This is a genomic window from Mycobacterium sp. 852002-40037_SCH5390672 (assembly GCF_001665875.1).
Lineage (GTDB): Bacteria > Actinomycetota > Actinomycetes > Mycobacteriales > Mycobacteriaceae > Mycobacterium.
The window spans coordinates 77,502-97,635 of record NZ_LZTA01000108.1; the positions used below are offsets into that span (position 1 = coordinate 77,502).

General features: G+C 67.1%; 19 protein-coding genes and 1 pseudogene. 9 read left to right on the plus strand and 11 right to left on the minus strand.

Features of this window, described 5'->3' with window-relative positions; translation table 11 throughout:
* Positions 1–4: 4 nt before the first annotated feature.
* Together pta and fgd are read right to left on the minus strand one after the other, a co-directional pair.
* On the minus strand, positions 5–2,068 hold the full coding sequence (gene pta, locus A5782_RS20865; protein ID WP_067103986.1) for a phosphate acetyltransferase: 2,064 nt from the start codon (positions 2,066–2,068) through the stop codon (positions 5–7).
* Between the two features lie 37 nt (positions 2,069–2,105).
* Positions 2,106–3,116 (minus strand): glucose-6-phosphate dehydrogenase (coenzyme-F420), encoded by a 1,011-nt coding sequence (gene fgd / locus A5782_RS20870; RefSeq protein ID WP_067103987.1) that lies wholly within the window; start codon positions 3,114–3,116, stop codon positions 2,106–2,108.
* 96 nt (positions 3,117–3,212) lie between these two features.
* Between fgd and A5782_RS20875 the strand changes: the two genes are divergently transcribed.
* Positions 3,213–3,965, plus strand: a complete 753-nt coding sequence (locus A5782_RS20875; protein WP_067103988.1) for an MBL fold metallo-hydrolase — start codon at positions 3,213–3,215, stop codon at positions 3,963–3,965.
* 125 nt (positions 3,966–4,090) lie between these two features.
* Here the strand turns inward: A5782_RS20875 and A5782_RS20880 are convergent, their stop codons facing one another.
* The 3 genes from A5782_RS20880 to A5782_RS20890 are packed head-to-tail and all read right to left on the minus strand — an operon-like array spanning position 4,091 to position 5,861.
* Positions 4,091–4,594 carry a GNAT family N-acetyltransferase gene (locus A5782_RS20880; protein WP_067103989.1) on the minus strand — a complete coding sequence of 168 codons (504 nt, stop codon included), beginning with the start codon at positions 4,592–4,594 and terminating at the stop codon, positions 4,091–4,093.
* Between the two features lie 6 nt (positions 4,595–4,600).
* A complete protein-coding gene (locus tag A5782_RS20885; protein ID WP_067103990.1) occupies positions 4,601–5,482 on the minus strand; it encodes an SAM-dependent methyltransferase in 882 nt (293 codons plus the stop codon).
* A gap of 7 nt (positions 5,483–5,489) precedes the next feature.
* Complete coding sequence (locus tag A5782_RS20890; protein ID WP_067103991.1) at positions 5,490–5,861, minus strand: DUF3054 domain-containing protein; 372 nt, start codon at positions 5,859–5,861, stop codon at positions 5,490–5,492.
* Between the two features lie 69 nt (positions 5,862–5,930).
* On the opposite strand from A5782_RS20890, the pseudogene A5782_RS26290 reads away from it, so the two are divergent.
* The 6 genes and pseudogenes from A5782_RS26290 to A5782_RS20920 all read left to right on the plus strand — a co-directional run.
* Positions 5,931–6,062: pseudogene (locus tag A5782_RS26290) on the plus strand (SDR family NAD(P)-dependent oxidoreductase); the annotation flags it as partial.
* 77 nt (positions 6,063–6,139) lie between these two features.
* Entirely contained in the window at positions 6,140–7,324 is a 1,185-nt protein-coding gene (locus A5782_RS20900; protein WP_067103993.1) for an acyl-CoA dehydrogenase family protein, read from the plus strand.
* An 11-nt stretch (positions 7,325–7,335) separates the two neighbouring features.
* On the plus strand, positions 7,336–8,484 hold the full coding sequence (locus tag A5782_RS20905; protein ID WP_067103994.1) for an acyl-CoA dehydrogenase family protein: 1,149 nt from the start codon (positions 7,336–7,338) through the stop codon (positions 8,482–8,484).
* Positions 8,485–8,490: 6 nt separating this feature from the next.
* On the plus strand, positions 8,491–9,153 hold the full coding sequence (locus tag A5782_RS20910; RefSeq protein ID WP_067103995.1) for a TetR/AcrR family transcriptional regulator: 663 nt from the start codon (positions 8,491–8,493) through the stop codon (positions 9,151–9,153).
* Positions 9,154–9,158: 5 nt separating this feature from the next.
* Positions 9,159–9,782, plus strand: a complete 624-nt coding sequence (locus tag A5782_RS20915; RefSeq protein WP_067103996.1) for a hypothetical protein — start codon at positions 9,159–9,161, stop codon at positions 9,780–9,782.
* Positions 9,783–10,660: 878 nt separating this feature from the next.
* The gene (locus A5782_RS20920; RefSeq protein ID WP_067103997.1) at positions 10,661–12,040 is read left to right on the plus strand and encodes an NAD(P)/FAD-dependent oxidoreductase; all 1,380 of its coding nucleotides are present in this window, start codon (positions 10,661–10,663) and stop codon (positions 12,038–12,040) included.
* 8 nt (positions 12,041–12,048) lie between these two features.
* Here A5782_RS20920 and A5782_RS20925 read toward each other — a convergent pair whose 3' ends face one another.
* From A5782_RS20925 to A5782_RS20950, 6 genes are all read right to left on the minus strand, one after another.
* Positions 12,049–13,275 carry an O-succinylhomoserine sulfhydrylase gene (locus A5782_RS20925; RefSeq protein WP_067103998.1) on the minus strand — a complete coding sequence of 409 codons (1,227 nt, stop codon included), beginning with the start codon at positions 13,273–13,275 and terminating at the stop codon, positions 12,049–12,051.
* A 7-nt stretch (positions 13,276–13,282) separates the two neighbouring features.
* Positions 13,283–13,723 (minus strand): rhodanese-like domain-containing protein, encoded by a 441-nt coding sequence (locus A5782_RS20930; protein ID WP_067103999.1) that lies wholly within the window; start codon positions 13,721–13,723, stop codon positions 13,283–13,285.
* A 172-nt stretch (positions 13,724–13,895) separates the two neighbouring features.
* Positions 13,896–15,143 (minus strand): formate-dependent phosphoribosylglycinamide formyltransferase, encoded by a 1,248-nt coding sequence (gene purT, locus A5782_RS20935; protein WP_067104000.1) that lies wholly within the window; start codon positions 15,141–15,143, stop codon positions 13,896–13,898.
* Positions 15,144–15,183: 40 nt separating this feature from the next.
* A complete protein-coding gene (locus A5782_RS20940; RefSeq protein WP_067104001.1) occupies positions 15,184–15,831 on the minus strand; it encodes a PaaI family thioesterase in 648 nt (215 codons plus the stop codon).
* A complete protein-coding gene (locus A5782_RS20945) occupies positions 15,828–17,126 on the minus strand; it encodes an adenylosuccinate synthase (RefSeq protein ID WP_067104002.1) in 1,299 nt (432 codons plus the stop codon). The genes A5782_RS20940 and A5782_RS20945 overlap by 4 nt, the downstream gene beginning before the upstream one ends.
* A 290-nt stretch (positions 17,127–17,416) precedes the next feature.
* Positions 17,417–18,319 carry a histidine phosphatase family protein gene (locus A5782_RS20950; protein ID WP_067104040.1) on the minus strand — a complete coding sequence of 301 codons (903 nt, stop codon included), beginning with the start codon at positions 18,317–18,319 and terminating at the stop codon, positions 17,417–17,419.
* A 420-nt stretch (positions 18,320–18,739) separates the two neighbouring features.
* Between A5782_RS20950 and A5782_RS20955 the strand changes: the two genes are divergently transcribed.
* Positions 18,740–19,321, plus strand: coding sequence for a peptidase M50 (locus tag A5782_RS20955; protein WP_231986745.1), 582 nt, complete (start codon positions 18,740–18,742; stop codon positions 19,319–19,321).
* Between the two features lie 9 nt (positions 19,322–19,330).
* Complete coding sequence (locus A5782_RS20960; protein WP_067104004.1) at positions 19,331–20,113, plus strand: site-2 protease family protein; 783 nt, start codon at positions 19,331–19,333, stop codon at positions 20,111–20,113.
* Positions 20,114–20,134 lie beyond the last annotated feature (21 nt).

Sequence of the window (20,134 nt, forward strand, 5' to 3'; positions counted from 1 at the left end):
CCCGTCACGGCTGGCCCTGCGCCTGGATCGCGGTGATGGCCACGGTGTTGACGATGTCTTCGACCAACGCGCCCCTGGACAGGTCGTTCACCGGCTTGCGCAAACCCTGCAGCACGGGCCCGATGGCAAGCGCACCGGCACTGCGCTGCACCGCTTTATAGGTGTTGTTACCGGTATTGAGGTCGGGGAAGATCAGCACCGTGGCGCGACCCGCCACCGGCGAGTCGCGCAATTTGGTGGCCGCGACGGACGGTTCGATTGCGGCGTCGTATTGGATGGGCCCCTCGACCGGCAAATCGGGATTCCGTTCCCGCACCAACGCTGTTGCGGCCCTTACCTTGTCGACGTCCGCGCCGGTGCCGGAGTCGCCGGTCGAGTACGACAGCATGGCCACCCGCGGTTCGATGCCGAACTGCGCGGCGGTGCGCGCCGACGAGATCGCGATGTCGGCCAGCTGCTCCGGTGTGGGATTCGGGATGATCGCGCAGTCGCCGTACGCCAGCACCCGATCGGGCAGACACATCAAGAAGATGCTGGACACCGTCGAGACATCCGGGACCGTCTTGATGATCTCGAAAGCCGGCCGAACGGTGTGCGCGGTGGTGTGCGCGGCGCCGGACACCATGCCGTCGACATGGGAGTTGTGCACCAGCATGGTGCCGAAATAGGTGGCGTCGCGCATGGCCTCGGTAGCCTGCTCGACGGTGACGCCCTTGGCCTTGCGCAATTCGGCGTACTGGTCGGCGAACTCGTTGCGCAGCCGGCTCGTGCGCGGATCGATCACCGTGACGTCGTCCAGGTCCACTCCGAGTTCCCCCGAACGCTGACGGATTCGGGCTTCGTCACCCAGGATGGTCAGGTCGGCGAGGCGGCGCTGCAGCACCCGTCCGGCGGACCGCAGGATACGGTCGTCGTCGCCTTCGGGAAGCACGATGTGTTTGCGATCCGAACGTGCCTGCAGTGTCAGCTGATGAATGAACATCTGCGGCGTGGTGACGGTGGGAATCGGAATGGCAAGTTGCGCAAGAAGGTCAGTGATGTCGACGTGGCTGTCCATCAACTCCAGCGCGGTGTCGATCTTGCGCTGTGAGGTCGCCGTGACCCTGCCCCGGGCCGAGGCCGCCGCGCCGGCGGTGTCGTAGGTGCCCAGTGTGGTGGCGACGATGGGCAGGCGCAACCGAAGTCCGGCGACCAGGGCGGCGATGGACGGGTGCAGCTGAAAGCCCCCATTGAGCACGATGCATGACAGCGACGGAAAGCCTTCCGCGGCATGGGCACTGGCGACGGCGAGCACCACATCGGAGCGGTCGCCGGGGGTGATGACCGCGATGCCGTCGCGCAGCCGTTCCAGGACGTGGTCGGCGGTCATCCCGGCCACCAGCACCCCGGTCACCTCGCGTTCGCGCAGTGACTCCTCGCCGCTGACCGGGGTTGCGCCGACCGCCTTTTCCAGTTCGGCCACCGTCGGCGCCGACAACAGCGGCGCGTCGGGCAGCACGTAGCTGCGCTGGGCGAACCCGCGCAGGGCCTCCGCGACGTTGGTCAGCTCGCCCGGCTCACACCGGTTGGCCACCACGGCCGCGGTGTGGGCGTGCTGGGCGTCGAGCTCGGCCAGGCAGACCTCGACGACGCTGACGACCTCCGCGGCCGTGCGTCCCTTGCCGCTGACCGTCAGCAGCAGCGGCGCACCGAGGTTGACCGCGATCCGCGCGTTGGTCGAAAGCTCCGCCGGCCGGGTCACGTCCGTGTAGTCGCTGCCGACGATCACCACCACGTCGCACGCCGCGGCCACCACGTGATAGGCGTCGACGATGCCGGCGATGGCGGCGTCGCCGTCGGCATGCAGCTGCTGATAGGTGACGCCGACGCATTGCTCGTACGACAGACCCGCGGTGGTGCGCGTCAGCAGCAATTCCAGGATGTAGTCGCGGTCCTGCCGGTCGGCTCGCGTAATGGGCCGGAACACACCGACTTTGGCGACGGTCGCGGTCAGCCGGTGCAGCAGCCCCAGCGCGATCGTCGACTTGCCGGTCTCCGGCTCGGGGGCCGCGATGTAAATCGCTGTCACTGAACGGACACGGCGCCGGAGACCATTTTGCCGCCGCTCAGGCCAGCCGCCGCAGCCGCGGCGCCAGGTCCTTCTCGAAGAGCTCCAGGAACCGGCGCTGGTCGTGTCCGGGCGCGTGGAACACCAAGTGGTTCAGACCCCAGTCGACGTAGTCCTTGACCTTGGCGACGGCCTCGTCGGGATCGGACGCCACGATCCAGCGCTTGGCGACCTGCTCGATGGGCAGCTCGTCTGCGGCCTTCTCCATCTCGAGCGGGTCGTGAATGCTGGTCTTCTGTTCGGCCGTCAGGGACAGCGGTGCCCAGAACCGGGTGTTCTCCAGCGCGAGGTCGGGATCGGTGTCGTAGGAGATCTTGATCTCGATCATCCGGTCGACGTCGTCGGGATTCTTGCCCGCCGCCTGCGCGCCCTCGCGCATGGCGGGGATGAGCTTGTCCTTGTACAGCTCCTCGCCCTTGCCGGAGGTGCAGATGAAGCCGTCCCCGGCGCGGCCCGCGTACTTGGCCACCTGCGGGCCCCCCGCGGCGATGTAGATCGGGATGCCGCCCTCGGGCACGTCGTAGATGGAGGCCCCCTTGGTGTGGTAGTACTCACCCTCGAAGTCGACCCGGTCGCCCAGCCACAGCTCGCGCATCAGCCGGACCGATTCGCGCAGCCGGGCATAGCGTTCCTTGAACTCCGGCCACTCGCCCTCGTATCCGGTGGCGATCTCGTTGAGCGACTCGCCGGTGCCGACGCCGAGGAAAATGCGATCCGGGTACAGACACCCCATCGTGGCGAATGCCTGCGCGATGACGGCGGGGTTGTAGCGGAAGGTGGGGGTGAGCACCGAGGTGCCCAGCACCAGCCTCTTGGTGCGCTCGCCGACGGCGGTCATCCAGGCCAGCGAGAACGGCGCGTGTCCGCCCTCGTGCCGCCACGGCTGGAAGTGGTCACTGACGGTTGCGCTGTCCATGCCGTGACCTTCGGCGGCGACAGCGAGTTCGACGAGCTCGCGCGGTGCAAATTGTTCAGCGGATGCTTTGTATCCGAGTTTCAGTTCAGCCACTCGTTCTTTCTACTCCTGTCTTGATGGTCGCGACCCGCCGCGCCCGGCCACTCCGCGCTTGCGATCGCTCCTCGCGGCGCTCCTACACTCGCGGGCATGGGACCGGCGCCGACTCTCGTTCAAGTGACCGACACGGTGTACCTCGCCCGGGGGGAGGCCGTTAACTGGACGCTGGTGATCGACGGCACCGGCGTGCTGCTGATCGACGCCGGATATCCCGGGGACCGCGAGGACGTGCTGTCCTCACTGCGGGAGCTGAGCTATGGCCCGGGCGACGTGCGCGCCGTCCTGCTCACGCACGCGCACATCGACCACCTGGGTTCGGCGATCTGGCTCGCCAACGAATACGGCACCGACGTGTACTGCCATGCCGAGGAAGTGGGTCACGCCAAGCGCGAATATCTGGAACAGGTATCGATTTTCGATGTCGCCCTGCGCATTTGGCGGCCGCGCTGGGCGGCGTGGGGTCTACACGTGCTGCGCAGCGGCGGCCTGATTCGCGACGGCATCCCGTCCACCCGGCCGCTGACCGCCGATGTGGCCGCCGGGCTGCCGGGCCACCCGAGGACGGTGTTCACCCCCGGGCACACCAGCGGGCATTGTTCATACGTGGTGGACGGCGTGCTGGTCAGCGGCGACGCGCTGATCACCGGGCACCCGCTACTGCGCCGTGGCGGGCCGCAGCTGCTACCCGCGGTGTTCAGCCACAGCCAGCAGAACTCGCTGCGGAGCCTGGACGCGCTGGCCCTGCTGGACACCGAGGTCTTGTTGCCCGGGCATGGCGACGTGTGGCGCGGCCCGATCCGGGAAGCGACCGCGCGGGCCGCCTCGTTGGCTGCCGGCGGATGAGTTCGGGTTGGATCGCCGCCACGACAGCCACAGCCGCCGCGTGAAAGTTCCTGGTGTGCGAACCCCACATGCGCCAGCGAAATCTGAATCCGGTCTGCCGCGAAAACCGTTGTGCCGGTTGGTGATCACCTCAGCCACTTCTCGAAGGCGATCGGAAGAAACGGGCCCCACGACGGCAGCGGATCCGGGGGTATCCGGGTATATCCCGTCGCGTCGTAGAGCGCCTCGGCCTCGGGCTGCCGATTGCCGGTGATCAAGTAGAGCCGCCGATACCCGCGCTGCAGGGTTTCGGCCTCCAATGCCGCCAGCAGCGCCCTGGCGTAGCCGCGGCGCCGATGAGCGCCGTCGGTCCAGATCCGCTTGAGCTCGGCGGTGTCGGCGTCGTAGCGGCGAAACGCACCGCCGGTCACCGGCACGCCGTCCACCACCCCGATCAGCAGTCCGCCGTCGGGCGGCGCCAACTCGGCCTCCGGCACGGGCAGCCAAGTCAGGTGGGTGCTGGGCGTGCCGCCGTAACGCTGCGCATATTCGACGGCCAGTTCGGCCAGCAGCGGTTGCGCCAGCGGGTCATCGTGAGTGGCCGACACGAACCGCAGTCGGCCGTGTGGCGGGCTTGATTCCGGCATCACGAAAGCTCAAACGCGTGTCGCGGTGACGTATTCCGGAATGAACTCCGAGTCGCCGGGCCCGGTCCGTCGCCGCCTGCCCAACCCCAGCGCACCCAGGAGTTCGGTGATGCTCCGTCCGTCTGTTTCCCAGCCATTAGACGCCAAATACTCTGGCACGTAATGATATTCGCCGGGGTAGGTCAGGCTGGCCAGCTCGACGTCCAGTCCGCGTTGCCGCCAGCCGTCGACGAAGGCGCGTTCGGCCCCGAGCTGCAACGGATTCCAGGTGGGCATGTGATCGGCGGTGAACCGGCTGCCGGGAGCGCTCGTGGCGGTGACGCCGTTCAGCAACTGATTCTGCTCCTCGGGCGGCAGATATCCGACGAGCAACTGCTCGGCGACCCAGGCCGTGGGCGCCGCGGCGTCGAACCCGACCCGGCGCAGCGCCGCAGGCCAATCCTGGTGCAGCTCAATGCCGATCGCACACCGGTGGGTTGCCAATTCGGCGTCCAGCCCATGGAGCACCTCGGATTTGAAATCGAGGACCTGCGGCCGCTCGATCTCGTAGACCGTGGTCCCCCGCGGCCACCACAGCCGGTAGGGCCGGGTGTCCAGCCCCGACGCCAGGATCACCACCTGGCGGATGCCCGCCCGGCCGGCGTCGGCCAGAAATTCGTCCACGAACCGCGTATGCGCCGCCAGCGCATCCATCAGCGCCGTCATCGCCGGGTCGTCGCCGTCGTCGGCCGCGAACACGTGATCCTCGATCGCCCGGGTGAGGTAGTCGATCCCGACGGCGCACAGCAACGGCTCGGCGAACGGATCGTTCAGCAGGCCCTTGTTGGTGGCCACGGCCCGCGCGGCCGCGCCGAAAGTTGCGGTCACCGCCACGTCGGCCGTCTGCGCCATGGTCGTCTCAGACGCCGGAGCGGCGCCGCAGGACCAGCCCGGCGGCTACTCGCCAGCCCAGCAACAACAACGCGGTGACCGTCGTGGCCACCACCACGAAACTTGCCGCCACGCCCGCCGAGCTCGCCTTGCGCAACAGCATGCCGATCACCACGGTGGACAACCACACGACAATCCCGGTCGGCAGCAAGGCGGTCGGCTGCCGCCACCCGCGCGAGGCCAACCACCCGACGACGGTGCCGGTGAGAAACGGCCATGCCGTCACGGCGACCCCGGTGACGTTGAGACCTTCGTCGTGGCTGCGGCGCCCCACGGCGCAGAACACCAGCACACCGACGACATCCACCGCGAGCCAGGCCGGCTTCTGGAGCCTAAGCATGCAGCGAGACTACCGGGACGCTCGGCGATCCTTGACCGCGCAGCCGGTGTGAACCTAAATTCGTCAGGAATGAATACCCATTCACCGGCCGGCTTGGCGCTGGTGACCGGAGCCGGTTCCGGCATCGGCAAGGCGATAGCGATGGGGCTTGCCGCGCCGGGCGAGCGGGTGGTCGCCGCGGACCTGCACTGGACGACGGCACGCATCCGAGGCCGCCTCGCACATCACCGGACAAGTGACCAGTGTGAGCGGCGCCCTGACGATGGCAGGCTGATCACATGAGTACTCAGAGACCACCCGCCTTCGACCGCGACGACCCGCTGGGCCTGGATGCGTCGCTGTCCAGCGACGAGCTCGCGGTGCGCGACACCGTCAGGGAATTCTGCGCCGAGCATGTCCTCCCGCACGTCGCGGAGTGGTTCGAGATCGGCGACCTTCCGGTCCGCGAACTGGCCAAGGGCTTCGGCCAGCTCGGCCTGCTCGGCATGCACCTGGACGGGTACGGCTGCGGTGGCGCCTCGGCCGTGCACTACGGGCTGGCCTGCGTGGAGCTGGAGGCCGCCGACTCGGGTCTTCGGTCGATGGTCTCGGTGCAGGGTTCGCTGGCGATGTTCGCGATCTGGAATTTCGGGTCGGAGGAGCAAAAGCAGGAATGGCTGCCCGGCATGGCCACCGGCGAGCTGCTCGGTTGCTTCGGGTTGACCGAACCCGACGTCGGCTCCGATCCCGCCGCGATGAAAACCAGGGCGCGCCAAGATGGTTCGGACTGGGTGCTGGACGGCCGCAAGTTGTGGATCACCAACGGCTCGGTCGCCGATGTAGCGGTCGTCTGGGCCGCCACGGACGACGGGATCCGCGGTTTTATCGTGCCCACCAAGTCACCGGGATTCAGCGCCAACACGATTCACCACAAGCTGTCGCTGCGGGCCTCGATCACCAGTGAGCTGGTGCTCGACGGCGTGCGGGTGCCCGCCGAGGCGATGCTGCCGGAGGCCAAGGGGCTGCGCGGGCCGCTGTCGTGTCTGTCCGAGGCCCGTTACGGAATCGTCTGGGGCTCCATGGGAGCGGCCCGCTCGGCCTGGCAGGCCGCGCTGGATTACTCGATGCAGCGCACCCAGTTCGGCCGCCCCATCGCCGGCTTCCAGTTGACCCAGGCCAAGCTCGTCGACATGGCGGTCGAGCTGCACAAGGGCCAGCTGTTGTCGCTACACCTCGGCCGCCTCAAGGACAGCGTGGGGCTGCGTCCGGAGCAGGTCAGCTTCGGCAAGCTCAACAACACCCGTGAGGCGATCAAGATCTGCCGGGCCGCGCGAACCATACTGGGCGGCAACGGAATATCGCTGGAATACCCCGTCATCCGGCACATGGTCAACCTGGAATCGGTGCTGACGTACGAGGGCACACCGGAGATGCATCAGCTCATCCTCGGCCAGGCGTTCACCGGCAGCGACGCCTTCCGCTGACAGGAGCACCGATGGCCGCACGCCTGGAGTACGCGCAAGAACATCACCAGTTCCGGGAACTGGTACGCGATTTCGTGCAACGGACCGTCGTGCCCAATCACGAAAATTGGGAACGGGACGGCCAGTGGGATCGCTCGCTGTTCATCGAAGCCGGCAAACTCGGGCTGCTGGGCTTTACGGTGCCCGAGCATCTGGGCGGCCCGGGCGTGGCCGACTTCCGCTACAACGCGATCGTGATCGACGAGTTACAGCGGGCCGGTGCGGCCGCCGAAGCCATCGCCTTCACGCTGCAAAACGACGTGGTGCTGCCCTATCTCACCGATCTGACCACGCCAGAGCAGCAACAGCGCTGGCTACCCGGTGTGGTCACCGGCGAGACGGTGCTGGCCATCGCGATGACCGAGCCCGGCACCGGCAGCGATCTGGCCGGGATCCGCACCACGGCGGTGCGCGACGGTGACGACTACGTCGTCAACGGCGCCAAGACGTTCATCTCCAACGGACAGATCGGCGATCTCTTCGTCGTCGCGGTCCGCACCTCGCCGGATCGCCACCACGGGCTGTCGCTTCTGGTCGTCGACCCCGCCACACCGGGCTTTGCCCGCGGCCGCAACCTGGAAAAGATCGGCCTGCACGCCCAGGACACCAGCGAACTGACCTTCACCGATATGCGGGTGCCGAACACAAATCTGCTCGAGGAGGAGGGCAAGGGGTTCTATCAGCTGATGAAAAACCTGCCCCAGGAGCGGCTCGCGCTCGGGGTGGGTGCGGTGGCCGCCGCGGAAGGCATTCTCGCCGAGACCCTGGACTACGTGCGTGACCGCACGGCATTCGGCTCGCCGATCGCCGGCTTCCAGAACAGCCAATTCGTCCTCGCCGAGCTCGCGACCGAAATCGACATCGGCCGTACCTATCTCGACGACTGCCTGGCCGAGCACCTGGCGGGTGAGTTGACCGCCGCGCGCGCCGCGCGGTTGAAGTGGTGGACCACCGACCTGCAGGTGCGCACCGCCGACCGCTGCCTGCAGTTGCACGGCGGGTACGGGTACATGCGGGAATACAGCGTGGCGCGCGCCTTCGTCGACGCCCGCATTCAGACCATCTACGGCGGCACCAACGAGATCATGAAGACGATCATCGCCAAGGATCTGGGCATCTGAGCTTTGATGGCCACCGATTTCAGCGAACTGCCCGTCGAGGAGGCAGTGCGCGCGGCCCGGGCCAGCTCGCGGCGCCGCCAGGTACTCGATGCCGCGGTCAAAGTCATGGGCCGCAACGGGTTTCACCAGATGTCCATGCAGGATCTGGCAACCGAGGCCAAGGTCAGCGTCGGCCTGATCTACAAGTACTTCGGCGGCAAGGAGGACCTGCTGCTCGCGACGATTGTGCGGATTTTGGACGTGTTCCGTGATCAACTGACGCCGGTCATCCAAGCCGCCGGCGACGACGTCGTCGACCAGCTGACCGCGGGCGTTCGCCGCTATATCGAAATCGTCGACGAGAATCTCGACGGCGTGGTGCTGACCTACCGGGAGAGCCGCACCCTCGGGGTACCCGGTCGCACCCAGATCAAGGATCTCGAAATCGCCACCGCCGCACCGCTGCACGCGGTGATCGAAGCCGGTATCGCCCAGGGCGTCTTTCGCGGTGTCGACGTCGACCTCACCGTGTTCGACATCATGCTGCTCGCCCACGGCTGGGCGCTCAAGCACTGGCACTTCGGCCCGATCTACAGCGTCGATCAGTACATCGCGCTGCAGACCAGCCACGTACTGACCGGATTGATTGCCGGCGACCGCCGCGCCGACTACGCACACGTGCTGAAATAAGAGTCATGAGACTCACCGCGCGCCGGATTCGCAGCACCATCGCGCTGCTGGCCCTGGGCGCCGCCGCCGGTATGCCCGCGGCGGGCGCCGATCCCACCGCAGCACTGCCCGCAATGACGTCCACCGGCAGCGGGCCGATCATCGGCGGCTCGACGGCTGGGCAGGGAATCTCCCAGCAACTCTTTAGCTTTGGCAACCCTAACGTCGTCCAGGAGGTGGACGGCTCGGACGCGGCGCAATTCATCACGGCCGCGGCCGGGGCCGCCAACCAGCAGCTCGCGGGGCCCTTCTCGCTGCTGCGCCGGGCGTTGACCTGCCAGACCAACAACGCCGGATTCGGCGCACGCGCCTACCGTCGCAACGACGGGCAATGGGGAGGCGCGATGTTGGTCGCGGCCAAGAGCGCGACACCGAACGTCGACGACCTGATCGGCTGCGCCAAGACCAATTGGCGCAGGACGGCGGCCGGCGGTGAAGCCGCGATGTGCAACAACGGCTGGACCACCCCCACCGCCTACGAAAGCCGCCGTGGCGAGACCTATTACATCCTGCTCGCCGGCACCGCCGCCGACTTCTGTAGCGACCTCAACGCCAAGTACAAGAGCGATGCCAACGCGTGGCCGTTCTAGACCGACCGCAGGCGCCGCCGAGCGACCGTGAAACAGTTGCCGGCTTGACGGTTTCGCCGCGACGCGGCCGTCACCAGTTCGGACGTCTATTTGAATTCATATCCAGCGCGCGCATACCGCCCGCGAGCAGCGGATAAATAGCGTCCCAATATAGCCTCGCCCCAGCGCCCGCGCAGGATATTTCCATTTCTGCCCGGCGGTGGATTTTACTGAAATTCTATTCGCGACAAGGCGCTCATATACCGCCGGTGATCGCGCATCATCCGTTTGGCGAATCGAGCGACAATATTCGCGAAATCCCTTAGTTACGAGCGATTGACCCCGTAAACTCCCTCGCGTCGGGCATCAGACAATCGTCTCCCAGACGAAGGGGGTTCTTATGTCACGTCGTACCGGCAAAATCGTCCTCGCTTTGGTCCTCGCTTTCGCAGCACCAATGACCTCGGCTTGTACGGTTCCGCTAGTTATCGACTGCGGACCCGGTTTGACCTGCACCGGATAGCAATGCAGTAACCGAACGGGCCACAAAACAATTTTCGGCGTTTCGTTCGGATTAACCTTCGCGTAGCGAAGACCAACAGGTGACCGGCCGGAGCCGTGATATGGGTCGCTGACCCAGCGCGGTTCCGGCCGGGATCTTGGACCACACAAGGCATTTCAGGGCGCTGTTAATCCTCAGCGGCACCTGGCCAGCCGGGTGTTGTCCAGATCCGGTTCTAGGCAACGACTTTCGCATGGCGTGGTTGCTTCTGCTGCCGTCGGGATGTCGCGTGCGTCCGCTGGTCTTCGCGGATGCCTCGCCTTTCTGCGTGGTGGCGTCGTACGGTGGAATGCGCTGGGGATTGACACCCAGGCCCACGCGTGAAGAAGGGACAGGCATGTCGCGCCATCGTGTCGTCATCATCGGAAGTGGCTTCGGCGGCCTGTCCGCGGCTAAGGCGCTCAAACGCACCGACGTCGACATCACCGTGATCTCGAAAACCACCACGCACCTTTTTCAGCCGCTGCTGTATCAGGTGGCCACCGGGATCCTGTCCGAGGGCGACATCGCGCCGACGACCAGACTCATCCTGCGCCGCCAGCGCAACGTGCGGGTGTTGTGGGGAGAAGTCTCGGCCATCGACCTCACCGCGAAGACGGTCACATCCCACCTGATGGGCATGGAGACGGTAACGACCTACGACAGTCTGATCGTGGCCGCCGGCGCGCAGCAGTCCTACTTCGGCCATGACGAGTACGCCGCCTTCGCGCCCGGGATGAAGAGCATCGACGACGCCCTGGAGTTGCGTGGCCGCATCCTGGGCGCATTCGAGGCGGCCGAGGTCGCCACGGATCCTGCCGAGCGCAAACGCCGCCTGACCTTCGTGGTGGTCGGGGCCGGGCCTACCGGTGTCGAGCTGGCGGGCGAGATCGTCCAGCTGGCCGAGCGCACCCTGGCCGGGGCATTCCGGACGATCACCCCCAGCGAATGCCGCGTCATCCTGCTGGACGCGGCGCCCGCGGTGCTCCCGCCGATGGGTCGCAAACTCGGCCTCAAGGCGCAACGGCGGCTGGAGAAGATGGACGTCGAGGTCCAACTCAACGCAATGGTGACCGCGGTGGACTACATGGGCATCACCGTCAAGGAGGAGGACGGCGGCGAGCGCCGCATCGAATGCGCGTGCAAGGTATGGGCGGCGGGGGTGCAAGCCAGCTCCCTGGGCGCGATGCTCGCCGAACAGTCCGACGGAACCGAAACCGACCGCGCCGGAAGGGTGATCGTCGAGCCCGACCTCACCGTCAAGGGACATCCGTACGTCTTCGTGGTCGGCGACCTGATGTCGGTGCCCGACGTCCCGGGCATGGCGCAGGGCGCGATCCAGGGAGCCAAATACGCCGCCACCGTCATCAAGCACGCGGTCAAGGGTGACGACAATCCGGCCGAACGCAAGCCGTTCAAGTACGTCAACAAGGGCAGCATGGCCCTGATCTCCCGCTACAGCGCCGTCGCACAAGTGGGCAAGGTGGAGTTCGCCGGATTCATCGCCTGGCTGGCGTGGCTGGTGCTGCACCTGTACTACCTGATCGGCCACCGCAACCGCCTTGCCGCCATGTTCGCGTGGGGTATCTCGTTCCTGGGCCGCACTCGCGGCCAGATGGCCATCACCAGCCAGATGATTTACGCCCGGCCCGTGGTGGATTGGCTGGAGCGCCAGGCGCAGGACGGGACACTGGCGGCGGCCGAGCACGTCGACTCGGCCGAAAAACAGGCCGGCTAGCTGTACTGCTAGCTCAACGCCCGATCGATGTCGGCGATCAGGTCGTCGGTGCCTTCCAGCCCGACGGAGATGCGCACCACGCCGTCACCAAGCCCGATCGCCGCGCGACCCTCCGGCCCCATCGCCCGGTGCGTGGTGGTCGCGGGGTGTGTGACAAGGGATTTGGCGTCGCCGAGATTGTTCGAGATGTCGATCAGCGCCAGCTTGTCCAGCACCTCGAAGGCGCGGCGTTTGGCCGCACTGTCCGGGCAGTCGAGCGCGAAGGTGATCACCGTTCCCCCGCCGGACATCTGACGCTTGGCCAAGTCGTATTGCGGGTGCGAGGACAGATATGGGTAGCGGACCCAACTCACCGCCGGATGGCCCTCCAGGAATTCGGCGATCCGGAAGGCCGATGAATTGCTGTGTTCCACCCGGACCGCCAGTGTTTCAAGGCCTTTGACCAACACCCAGGCGTTGAATGCGCTCATCGCCGGGCCGGTGTGCCGCATCAGCTTCTGCACCGGACCGTCGATGTACTCCTTGTCGCCCAGGATGGCCCCGCCGAGTACCCGGCCCTGACCGTCGATGTGCTTGGTGCCGGAGTACACCACCACATCCACGCCGAGCGGGATGCCCTGCTGCAAAAGTGGTGTGGCAAAAACGTTGTCCAACACCACTTTTGCGCCTGCGGCGTGGGCAAGCTCGCTCACCGCGGCGATATCCACCAGCGACTGCATCGGATTCGACGGCGTCTCGAAGAACACCGCCGTGGTGGGGACCGACAACGCCTGCTCCCACTGCGCCAGGTCGTCGCCGTCGACGAAGACCGTTTCGACCCCCCACCGCGGCAGGATCTCGTTGCACACCACGAAACACGACCCGAACAGGCTGCGCGAGGCGACCAACCGGTCCCCCGCGCCCAGCAGCGCACCAAGCGAGGTGAACACCGCCGCCATGCCGCTCGCGGTGGCGAAGGCCGCAGGCGCCCCTTCCAGCAGCCGTAACCGCTCCTCGAACATCGTCACGGTCGGGTTGCCGTAGCGCGAATAGACGAAGTGATCCACCTCGCCGGTGAACGACTGCTCCGCCACCGCCGCCGTCTCGTAGACGTACCCCGACGTCAGATACATCGCCTCGGCGGTCTCGGCGAATCCCGAACGCAACAGTCCGCCGCGCACGCCGATGGTCGCCTGGCTGACTCCCTCGGGCAGCGGCGCGGGCACGCGAATGGAGTCGTCGTCGGCCGGGGTCATCGCCGGTTCAGCCCTGTTTCCAGGGCAATCCGATGGCCCGCCATCCCGTTTCGCCGCGGTGACCGTAGGCGTCGAGTTGGCCCTCGAAGCCGTCCAGGATGTTGTAGGCCGGCGTGATGCCCAGCTCGGTGGCGACCTCGGCGGCACCGATGGATCGGTTTCCGGAGCGGCACAAGAACAGGACCGGACGCTGCTCGTCGGTGTCCGCCGGTGCAACCTGCTCGCGCAGCTGGTCGGCGAAACTCTCGTTGCGCCGTCCGTCGGACGAATTCCACTCCAGGAACAACACCTCACGGCCGAGGCTGGACAGATCGGGCACACCGACGAATCGCCATTCGGCGTCGGTCCGCACGTCGACCAGCACGGCGTTGGGGTTGTCGCTGAGCAACTTCCATGCCTCCAGGGGAGAGATGTCCCCCGCGTAGGAGTGTGCGCGTTCTGTGCTCATGCTCGTTTCCCTCGTTTTCGTACGCGTTGTCAGCCACACTATCCGCGCGGGGGCAGTCAAGCCCCCGACCGGATCGCCCCCGGACCCGCAGCGATTACCTGATCTGCGATGGTATCGAGGCCGCCGAGCCGCCCGTCTCCGGGCGTGGGTTCGCGCGAAATACCGCCCGGTCTCAGCCGGGTGAGCCCGGTCCGGGCAGGCGGCCGGCGACCTGGCCGGCGCGCTCACGTGCGGCCGTCACCTCCGGCGCGGTCGCCAGGGCCCGGTAACCGCGCCCGACCACGCGCAGGTCACTTTCGGGCACGCTGAGCGCGTCCCGAAGCGCGGCGCGGTCATGGGAGTCGACCGGGTCGATCGCGCGGGTGGCGGCCGGCGAAACCATCATGGTGTCCACGGGCAGACTCAGGATGGTGCGGGCCTGCAGTTCGAATGCGGAGAGCCGTTGACTGCGCAGCGTCACCCAGGCGCTCTCGGTCGGGTGTGACGTGACGTCGGCGAAGTACACCTCGTCGCCGTTGACCATCAATTCGACAGCGAACACGCCGCGTCCGCCCAGCGCCTTGACGATCCGCGCGGCGATCGACTTCGCGGCGTCCGTCGCGGCCGCACTCAGCTTCTGGGGTTGCCAGGATTCCAGCACCTGCCCGCCGGAGCCGCGATGACCGATGGGCGAGCAGAATTCGATCACCGGGCCCGCCGGGCCTTCGCTGCGCACCGCCAGCAGCGTCACGTAAAACTCGACCTCGACCACGGTTTCGGCCAGCACCCGTGGCTGTCCGGGGCCCGCGTGACCGCTGATCGCCCGGTGCCAGGCCGGCGCGAGGTCTTCGCGCCGCGCCACCACCGACTGCCCCGAACCGGCCGGCCCGACCACCGGCTTGACCAACAACGGATATCCGGCGTGCGCACCCACCGCCTCGAGTTCGCCCAGCGCCCCGACGAACCAGAACGGCGCGGTGGGCAGCCCCAATTCGTCGGCGGCCAGCCGGCGCAACCCCTCGCGGTCGGTGCTGAGCCGCACGGCGCGGGCGCTGGGCACCAGCTCGGTGTGGTTGCCGCCCGATCCGGCGGCAACGGCGTCGAGGGCCCCGACGGCAACGGTGTCGGTCGCGGTCACCACGAAGTCGGGTTGCAGGCGCTGCAGCGTCGCGGACAGCTCGGCGGCGTCGCTCATCGGGAGCACCAGCGCCTGGTCGGCCACGGCGTGAGCGGGCGCGTGCGGGTGCGCCTCGACGGCGATCACCCGGGCTCCGAGGCGCCCCAGGTCGATCGCCAGCTCCCGGCTGATCTCGCCGGAACCCAGCAGCACCACCGTCGGCCTGCCGTCGGGGGGCTGGGCTTCGGCGCGCGCGGATGCTTGCTGGGGCACGACGAGTGTCGTCGTTTCGTCGTCTCGCCCGTCGCTCACGCCGTCAGTCACGGCTCAAGGATAGGTCGGTTCCCGATGTGCAGGGCCGAGCTCAGGGCTGGCCCGGGAGTAACTGCACCATCAGCCCGGTGGCCTGGGCCAGCAGCGCGCCGTCGGCGTCCACCAATTCCGCGGACACGAACGCTTTGCGCCCCTCGGTGCCGGTGACCCGTCCGCGCACCACCAACGGCGCATCGATCGGGGTGATCTTGCGGTAGTCGACGTGCAGGAACGCCGTCCGGCTGATCGGGCGCCCCGAGGCGTGAGAGACCATCCCGAACATGTGGTCAAACAACAGCGGCAGCACGCCGCCGTGCACGGCGTAGTTGCCTCCGACGTGAAATCGGGTGAAGCGGCCCTGCATCTCGCAGCCGTCAGGCTCGTATCGCGTCAACGTCCACGGTGGCAACAGCAGGCTGCCCATGCCGGGCAGGTCGGGTGTGCGCCCCGCGGGCGCCTGACCTTCCACCTCGGCCTGAAACGGCCCCAGCAGCTCGGTCAGCGCGGTGACACGTTCGGCCGCGTCGTCCCACACGTCGTCGTCGGGGTCGGCCGACACGGCCAGGTCCTGCAGGCGGCGCATAGCCGCCACGAATCGTCCGAAGCCCGGCCCCGGACTGGCCACCCCGTATTCGGGAAAGCCGCCGTGGTGTTCGTATTCGGGGTCGAGGTCTTTGGGATTCTGAGCGGCATCCGTCACGGGCGGGCTGCCAGGACGTCGCGGCGCACGATGGTTTGTTCGCGTCCGGGGCCGACGCCGATGCATGAAATGTGCGCTCCGGCAAGCTCTTCCAGCCGCAGCACGTAGTCACGCGCCTTCGCGGGCAGGTCGTCGAATTCCCGTGCGTGCGAGATGTCCTCCCACCAGCCGGGCAGTTCTTCATAAATGGGTTCGGCGCGCGCCAGGTCGCTTTGGGTCATCGGCATTTCGTGAATGCGTGCCCCGTCGATCTGGTAGCCGACACACACCGGAACCGTGTCCAGGCTGGACAGCACGTCGAGCTTGGTCAGGAAGAAGTCGGTGATGCCGTTGACCCGGGTGGCGTAGCGGGCGATGACGGCGTCGAACCAGCCGCAGCGACGGCGCCGTCCGGTGGTGACGCCGAATTCGCCGCCCGTCTTCGACAGGTATTCGCCGTTCTCGTCGAACAGCTCGGTGGGGAACGGGCCCGAGCCCACCCGGGTGGTGTAGGCCTTGAGGATTCCCAGCACGGTGGTGATGCGGGTGGGGCCGATTCCCGAACCCACGGCCGCGCCGCCCGCCGTCGGATTCGACGACGTCACATAGGGATAGGTGCCGTGGTCGACGTCGAGCAGCGTGCCCTGCGAGCCTTCCAGCAGGACGGCTTCACCGGACTCCAGCGCGGTGTTGAGCAGCAGCCTGGTGTCGGCGATGCGGTGCCGGAAACCCTCGGCCTGTTCCAGCAGGGCTTCTACCACCTGATGCGCGTCCAGCGCCTTGCGGTTGTAGATCTTGACCAGGATCTGGTTTTTCAGTTCCAGAGCGGCTTCGACCTTGTGCGTCAACACCTCTCGGTCGAGCACGTCGGCGACCCGGATACCGATCCGCGCGATCTTGTCCTGGTAGCACGGCCCGATGCCGCGGCCGGTGGTGCCGATCTTCTTGTTCCCCATGTAGCGCTCGGTGACCTTGTCGATCGCCACGTGGTAGGGCAACAGCAGGTGCGCGTCGGCGGAGATGAGCAGCTTGGAGGTGTCGACGCCGCGGTCCTGCAGGCCTTTGAGCTCGTCCAGCAGCACTCCTGGATCGACCACCACACCGTTGCCGATGACGTTGGTCACGCCGGGCGTGAGCACCCCCGACGGGATCAGGTGCAGCGCGAAGTTCTCGCCGGTGGGCAAGACGACGGTGTGCCCGGCGTTGTTGCCGCCCTGGTAACGCACCACCCACTGAACGCGCCCACCGAGCAAATCGGTGGCCTTACCTTTGCCCTCGTCGCCCCATTGGGCGCCGATGAGGACGATTGCCGGCATGACTTTACTCCCGCCTGCTTACTGTGGTTCCGCTGGCAAAACGCCAGGTCTTGCACCGCTGCAACGGGTTTCGGCATCGCCCAGTGGCTCGCACTGCCGTCTCGTGACAGCGCCTCGGTTAGCCGCGTTGTGACCCTGCCCGTAGCCCCACGCGCCTTTGCTTGCCGCGCTCACGTGGCGATCCTAATCGTCGGGCAACGACGGACTTGCCCCAAGGCCCGTTTGATCCCGGCTCGTGTCGCACGAAGAACCCCGGCGCGCCCCCGCAGGAGGGTGCCGGGAGGACGGCCTCATCCGAACGGCGCCGCGGGGGACGCACCTGTCTGCGCGGCCGGCTTGGCCGCACAGACACCGTTGCCCGTCCGCGCGTCCAACATCAGGCACAAGCCCTTCGCCTCACGAATGTTTCTCGAGGCCGACCAACCTGGATGCACTGGTTTCCCGTTCCAGCTGACCAGCGTCCAGCCATCGTGGGGGCTGCCCTGGACCACGACGATGCCGGTGTTGGGCAGCGGGTCGAAAAGCAGAAGCAACGGGTCGGGGTTTTTGACGCTCATCATCGTCCCGACGCCGATGGCGAATTCGCTGGAGAACGCCACCTCGGTGATCCTGCCGTTCGCGGCGCGGACCGGGTTGGCAAGGGCAGTGGCATACATCGTCTGGAATGTGTCATTGAAGCGGCCGACATTGGCCGCGGCATTGCCGTACACGGTTTGCAGGGCGCCGTTGAAACGCCTGCGGAACTCGAACCCGTTGGGATCTGTGGAGCCGGGAGCCAGCATCGGCACGATCCGTAGCCCGAGCATCCACGCGACCGGGGCCAGAAGGTATGCGAGCCCGCCAAGGCTGACCTGCGGCTGGCCATTGAAAGCGCCTGCGTCGATTTCGTTGAGCCCCGGCAGTATCTGCGCACTCGTCCCCAATGCGGAAGCCAACGGCGCCGCGGTCTGCTGCGTCCTGACCAACTGTGACGCGAAGATCGCGGCGACCGGGCCGTTCGACGCGAGCACGTTGGCGACGCTCTGCGCCTGTTGCTGGCCCAGCGCGGTGAGTGACGCTCCCGGCGCCGCCGTGTCGATCAGGTTCGCCGCATTGGCTTCCGATTGCCCATGCCGCACCAAGTCGATCACGATCGATTCGTCGGCCGAGGCCCTCGCCGGTCCGGTGCACAGCAGGAGAGCCGAAAGCAACAGGGCGCCAACGCCGCGAAGTTGCCGCGTCAACGATGGACGCGCGCGGAGCCGGCACCAGACAGAGGTGACGCGGTTCGCGCGGCCGAGAAGATGACGGTGAGTCGGCGAATGGCAGTTCTCCGTTCTCTTAACCACTCGTTGGCGGGATTCCGCGCAACATCGGCCCTGTGGCAGGAGTAAAGTATCCCGGTGTTTCCAGGCAGCGGCGCAACAACTTTCGCAGTCCGACACCATGTTGTGACTGTGTCGTTATGGCGAGAACTTTCGAGGCCGAAGCCATCGTCGACCTTCGATCGGACCAGAGTCGTTGAAAGCAAACGGCATTGGACCTTATTGATTGGATAGCTTGTGACACAGGAAGATCGAGCAGTGGCGGTCCTACTGTTCGGGAATTCGCCCAACTACGGGCCGTTGCAAGGCATGCGCGCCCACCGCATCGCCGGTGAAACCGATATCGACGCCGCCATCGGGCCGTACCGGCGGCTGGCCGTGGTGGGCGCCGATGCCGAGCTGGCCGCGGTCCTGACGCGGCTGCTGCGTGCCGAGCGGCTCGACATCGAGGTGGCCTACGTGCCGCGCCGCCGCAGCCGGGCGACCCGGATCTACCGCCTGCCGACCGGAAGCCGCGCGGCGCGGCGGGCCAGGCGCGGTTCGGCGCGGCGCGTGACGCTGATTCGCGACGAGACCGGGTCGGTGATCGTCGGGCGGGCCGCCTGGGTGCCGCCGGATGACGCGCCGTCCATTCACGGCGAGGCGGTGATCGACGACACCACGCTGTTCGACGGCGAGGTCGCCGGCGTGTGGATCGAGCCGATGCTGGCCGCGCCGGGCCTGCGGGCGGCGGTGAAAACCGGCGGTCTGTGGCCCCGCTGGATCACCGGCCGCGCCGCCCAGCTGGGCAGTACGGGAGTCGCCGTGTTGCGCGACGGTGTTCGGGCGCCGCGCGCGGCGCGCCGTTCGGCGTTCTACCGCAACATCGAGGGCTGGCTGCTGGTCCGCTAGTTTCGACCGGTGAGCTTCCGTGCTTCTCAGCATGAATCGGTACGGCCCAGCCCGATCTTCCTGGGCCTGATCGGGCTGACGGGCGTCGGCGCCGCGCTGGCCTGGTCGGCCGGGGTCAGCACCCGGCCGCTCGCTTATGCCGGGGTGTTCATCTTCGTGATCGCCGGCTGGCTGGTGTCGTTGTGCCTGCACGAATTCGGGCACGCGGTGACCGCCTGGCGGTTCGGCGATCACGATGACGCCGTGCGCGGCTACCTGACGCTGGATCCGCGCCGCTACGCCCATCCGGCGCTGTCGCTGCTGCTGCCGATGGTGGTCATCCTGCTGGGCGGGATCGGCCTGCCCGGCGCGGCGGTCTACGTACGGACCTGGTTCATGACGCCCGCCCGGCGGACCATGGTCAGCCTAGCGGGTCCGGCGGCCAACCTCGTGCTGGCGGTGCTGCTGCTGGCGGCGACGCGGTTGTTTTTCGATCCGATGCATGTGGTGCTGTGGGCCGGGGTGGCGTTCCTGGCGTTCCTTCAGCTCACCGCCGTGTTGCTGAACCTGCTGCCCATCCCGGGCCTGGACGGATACGACGCCCTGGAACCGCATCTGAGTCGCGAGACCCAGCGCGCGCTGGCGCCGGCCAAGCAGTGGGGCTTCGTCATCCTGCTGTTCTTGCTGCTGGCACCGGTGCTCAACCAATGGTTCTTCGGGGTCGTGTTGTCTTTGTTCGACGTGTCCGGTGTGCCGGACGTGCTGGTGGGCTGGGGCAACGCCCTGACGCGCTTCTGGAGCCGCTGGTTCTGACCCTTGCCATATATGCGCCAT

What these genes read in the sequence shown, in the direction of transcription:
- A5782_RS20920 (WP_067103997.1), top strand. Translation starts at nt 10,661, where the DNA reads ATGTCGCGCCATCGTGTCGTCATCATCGGAAGTGGCTTCGGCGGCCTG.
- A5782_RS20875 (WP_067103988.1), top strand. Translation starts at nt 3,213, where the DNA reads ATGGGACCGGCGCCGACTCTCGTTCAAGTGACCGACACGGTGTACCTC.
- A5782_RS20955 (WP_231986745.1), top strand. Translation starts at nt 18,740, where the DNA reads ATGCGCGCCCACCGCATCGCCGGTGAAACCGATATCGACGCCGCCATC.
- A5782_RS20930 (WP_067103999.1), bottom strand. Translation starts at nt 13,723, where the DNA reads ATGAGCACAGAACGCGCACACTCCTACGCGGGGGACATCTCTCCCCTG.
- A5782_RS20910 (WP_067103995.1), top strand. Translation starts at nt 8,491, where the DNA reads ATGGCCACCGATTTCAGCGAACTGCCCGTCGAGGAGGCAGTGCGCGCG.
- A5782_RS20890 (WP_067103991.1), bottom strand. Translation starts at nt 5,861, where the DNA reads ATGCTTAGGCTCCAGAAGCCGGCCTGGCTCGCGGTGGATGTCGTCGGT.
- A5782_RS20905 (WP_067103994.1), top strand. Translation starts at nt 7,336, where the DNA reads ATGGCCGCACGCCTGGAGTACGCGCAAGAACATCACCAGTTCCGGGAA.
- A5782_RS20945 (WP_067104002.1), bottom strand. Translation starts at nt 17,126, where the DNA reads ATGCCGGCAATCGTCCTCATCGGCGCCCAATGGGGCGACGAGGGCAAA.
- A5782_RS20915 (WP_067103996.1), top strand. Translation starts at nt 9,159, where the DNA reads ATGAGACTCACCGCGCGCCGGATTCGCAGCACCATCGCGCTGCTGGCC.
- A5782_RS20885 (WP_067103990.1), bottom strand. Translation starts at nt 5,482, where the DNA reads ATGGCGCAGACGGCCGACGTGGCGGTGACCGCAACTTTCGGCGCGGCC.
- A5782_RS20900 (WP_067103993.1), top strand. Translation starts at nt 6,140, where the DNA reads ATGAGTACTCAGAGACCACCCGCCTTCGACCGCGACGACCCGCTGGGC.
- A5782_RS20925 (WP_067103998.1), bottom strand. Translation starts at nt 13,275, where the DNA reads ATGACCCCGGCCGACGACGACTCCATTCGCGTGCCCGCGCCGCTGCCC.